3 protein-coding genes, 2 pseudogenes and 1 riboswitch are annotated in these 2,640 nt (G+C 69.0%); of the genes and pseudogenes, 4 read left to right on the top strand and 1 reads right to left on the bottom strand.

The window, feature by feature from the left end:
- Positions 1 to 415, bottom strand: a 415-nt coding sequence (locus tag ENN83_RS14585; RefSeq protein ID WP_287188178.1) for a transposase, incomplete at its 3' end; no start/stop codon positions are given.
- Positions 416 to 571: 156 nt separating this feature from the next.
- Positions 572 to 673, top strand: a riboswitch (TPP riboswitch).
- A gap of 54 nt (positions 674 to 727) precedes the next feature.
- On the opposite strand from ENN83_RS14585, the pseudogene thiD reads away from it, so the two are divergent.
- The 4 genes and pseudogenes from thiD to ENN83_RS14565 form a co-directional block, all read left to right on the top strand.
- Positions 728 to 1,518, top strand: a pseudogene (gene thiD, locus ENN83_RS14580) (bifunctional hydroxymethylpyrimidine kinase/phosphomethylpyrimidine kinase).
- Complete coding sequence (locus ENN83_RS14575) at positions 1,400 to 2,296, top strand: FAD-dependent oxidoreductase (RefSeq protein ID WP_349760140.1); 897 nt, start codon at positions 1,400 to 1,402, stop codon at positions 2,294 to 2,296. Before thiD ends, ENN83_RS14575 begins: the two are co-directional and overlap by 119 nt.
- On the top strand, positions 2,293 to 2,490 hold the full coding sequence (thiS, locus tag ENN83_RS14570; protein WP_287188175.1) for a sulfur carrier protein ThiS: 198 nt from the start codon (positions 2,293 to 2,295) through the stop codon (positions 2,488 to 2,490). Before ENN83_RS14575 ends, thiS begins: the two co-directional genes overlap by 4 nt.
- A 3-nt stretch (positions 2,491 to 2,493) precedes the next feature.
- Positions 2,494 to 2,640, top strand: a pseudogene (locus ENN83_RS14565) (thiazole synthase); the annotation flags it as partial.

The following is a 2,640-nucleotide window of genomic DNA, read 5'->3' as shown; positions in this document are numbered from 1 at the left end:
GCGTGATCCCCTTGTCGGCGAGCTGCGCGTTCACATCCGCAAAGATCGCCTCGGTCAGCCCGTGCCGCTCCAGCAGGTGCCGGAACTTCAGGATGGTGGTCGCGTCCGGGATGCGGTCGTCGCCCAGCTCGATCCCGGCAAGACGCCGCATCGCCTCGCTGTCGTAAAGGGTCTCCTCGGCCATCGGGTCGCTCAGGGCATACCAGTTCTGCAGGAAATAGACCCGCAGCATCACCTCCAGCGGCATCGGTGGCCGGCCACCCTTCGGCCCGGCCTTGGGATAATGCGGTGCGATCAGCGCCAGCAGCCGACACCAGGGCACCACCGCGTCCATCTCCGCCAGGAACTGCTCGCGCCGCGTGACCTTCTTCTTCATCGCGTCGCGCAGGCCGGGAAAGGCGGGCTGTTTCGGCATAGGTGGGGCTCCTTGCAGGGATGCCCAAGCCTATCAGACCAGGCTGAAATCGGCAGGTTTTTCAGACATTCCTTACCCCTTCGTTGCGCCAAACTGTTGAGCATATCGCCTGATCCAAGGGCCTTGCCGTCGCCCTTGGTTAGAGTTAACTTGCAAACACAACCGTTGGGGTGCCCCGTCCGTGGGCTGAGAGGCGAATGCCAACCCATCGAACCTGATCCGGATCATACCGGCGTAGGGAACGGTGAAACAGCGCGCAAATTCGCGCTCTATCCGCCTCCTTGCTTCGGTTATCAAGGCGAGGAGGCGCGTTTGGCTCGAATAACACTGGCCATAGCAGGATCCGACTCGGGCGGTGGAGCGGGCACCCGGGCTGATCTCAAGGCTTTTTCCGCACTGGGCGTCCATGGCGCCAGCGTCATCACCGCCCTGACCGCACAGAACACCCGGGCCGTCACCATGGTCGACCCCGCCAGCACGGCAATGATCGACGCGGTGTTCGACGATCTGGACATGCGGGCGGTCAAGCTTGGCATGCTGGGCGGGTCCGGTGTGATTGCCACCGGCGCGAAGCGGCTGGCGGGGCGCGATCTGCCCGTGGTGCTTGACCCGGTGATCGTCGCCAAATCCGGCGACCGCCTGCTGCCGGCCGAGGCGCTGGCGGCCCTGCGCGGCCGGCTTCCGCCCCACGCCACGCTGCTGCCCCCCAACCTGCCCGAAGCAGCCGATCTGCCGGGCCAGCCCAGGGCAGACGACGAGGGCGCCATGGTTGCCCAAGCGCAGGCGCTGCGGGCCATGGGCGCGCGGGCCGTGCTGATGAAGGGCGGCCATGCGTCCGGGGCGGAATGCGTCGATCTGCTGGTCACCGATGACGGCATCACCCGCCTGACTGCCCGCGCCGGCAGACGGCGAACACCCGTGGCACCAGCTGCACGCTCTCGGCGGCTGTTGCGGCGGGGCTGGCCAGCGGCAAGACGCTGGAGGATGCGGTGCGCGCCGCGCATCATTACTTGCAGGGCGCCATCGCGGCCGCGGACGGGCTGGGCGTGGGGTCCGGCCATGGGCCGGCGCGCCATTTCCACGGAATCCGGGCGCATGACTGATGTCACCGTCATCGGCGCGGGCGTCGCGGGCCTTTGTGCGGCCCTGGCCTGCGCGCGCGCGGGGCTTCTTCCACGCCTGATCGACCGGCACGGGGCGCCGGGGCCGCATGGCTGTTGCTGGTGGGCCGGCGGCATGCTCGCGCCATATTGCGAGGGGGCCGTAGCCGAGCCTGCCATCGTCGGCCATGGCCAACGCGCCGCCGCGTTCTGGGAAAAGGTGACGCCGGTCAGCCATCACGGCTCGCTCGTGGTGGCGCTCGCGCGCGACCGGGGCGAGTTGGACCGCTTCGCGCGGCGCACCACCGCGCGCCGGCGCGTCACCGATCTGTCGTCCCCGGAGCCTGACCTGAGTGCGCAGCGCGCAGCGCTGTTCCTTGAACACGAGGCCCATCTGGACCCGCGCGCGGCGCTGGCCGATCTGGTCAAGGCGTTGCGCGCGCAGGATATCGAGATCGAACAGGCCGAGGTCACCCCCACGGATATCGCGGGTCCCGTGATTGACGCGCGCGGCCTGAGCGCGGATCTGCCGGGCGTGCGCGGTGCCGGAACTGCTCAGCGCCGCCTATGCACTGGACCCACGCTTTGCCGAGGCCGAACTCCTGGAAACCGGCGCCGACCTGCGCCCGGCCTTTGCCGAAAACGTGCCGCGCGTGATCATCCGGGGCCGCGTGTTGCACCTGAACGGGCTGTTTCGTCACGGCTATCTGATGGCGCCCGCGCTGGCCGCGCAGGCGGTCGATTATCTGACCCGGGGCATCAAGGGGGATCTGGTGCATGAGGATTGAGGTGAATGGCGAGCCGCGCGAGGTGACGAGCGAAACCCTGGCCCAAGCGCTGGCCGAGCTGGGCTGGGCCGGGGCGCGCGTGGCCACGGCGCTGAACGGGGTCTTTGTGCCCAAGGGTGCGCGCGCGCAGACCGCGTTGACCAATGGCGACCGGCTTGAAGTGCTGGCCCCCATGCAGGGGGGCTGAGCGATGCGTAACTTCTACGGCACCCGGCTGGCCAACCCGCTGATGCTGGGCACGGCGCGATACCCCTCTCCGGCGGTGCTGGAGGCCGCTTTTCGTGCCTCCGGCGCCGCCGTCGCCACCGTCTCGCTGCGGCGCGAGGGCGGGCAGGGC

Source organism: Rhodovulum sp. (assembly GCF_011048875.1).
GTDB lineage: Bacteria > Pseudomonadota > Alphaproteobacteria > Rhodobacterales > Rhodobacteraceae > Rhodovulum > Rhodovulum tesquicola.
This window is presented reverse-complemented; position numbering and strand designations above follow the sequence as displayed.